The organism is Vibrio sp. 1249-1 (assembly GCF_033340495.1).
Genome location: NZ_JAWOWJ010000529.1, coordinates 1 through 708, shown reverse-complemented (window position 1 = coordinate 708; position 708 = coordinate 1). Strand labels below are relative to the sequence as shown.

At 44.6% G+C, this 708-nt stretch carries 1 protein-coding gene; it reads right to left on the bottom strand.

Annotated elements, in window-relative coordinates; genetic code table 11:
• The coding region (gene asd / locus R7Z50_RS27415) for an aspartate-semialdehyde dehydrogenase (RefSeq protein ID WP_318149737.1) at window positions 1-605 on the bottom strand (605 nt) is incomplete at its 3' end.
• Window positions 606-708: the final 103 nt, after the last annotated feature.

The following is a 708-nucleotide window of genomic DNA, read 5'->3' as shown; positions in this document are numbered from 1 at the left end:
TTCTTGTCAATATCAAGAATTGAGCTTGCTGGGTTTGCCAGTTCTGAACTTACTGCATCGTTGATAACACCCATTTGAGAGATCAACTCACGCATGTTTTGCGCGCCAGCGCCAGAAGCAGCTTGGTAAGTCATCGCACTGGTCCATTCCACCAACCCTTTCTCAAACAGGCCACCAAGACCCATCAGCATCAGGCTAACGGTACAGTTACCACCTACAAAGGTGTTCGTGCCGCCATGAATACCATGTTGAATTTGTTTTAGGTTCACAGGGTCTAGCGTGATGATCGAATCTTCCGCCATACGCAGCGTTGAAGCTGCATCAATCCAGTAACCTTTCCAGCCTGCTTGACGAAGTGCTGGGTACACTTTTTCAGTGTAGCTGCCACCTTGACACGTAATGATCGCATCAAGCTGTTTTAAACTTTCGATATCAAAGGCATCTTGAAGCATACCTGCATCTTTTCCTAGATTAGGCGCAGGGATACCTACTTGAGAAGTGCTGTAGAAAACTGGTTCAATCAAGTCAAAGTCTTTTTCTTCGACCATACGCTGCATTAGAACCGAACCGACCATGCCGCGCCAACCAACTAAACCTACTCTCATCGCATAACTCTCCATGTAATAAATTAAACCTACCCCATAGTTCATTTTTCGCAGAAAAATCTCAAGCCCTAATTTGTAAATGAGGTCAATTTTTACCCTTTTA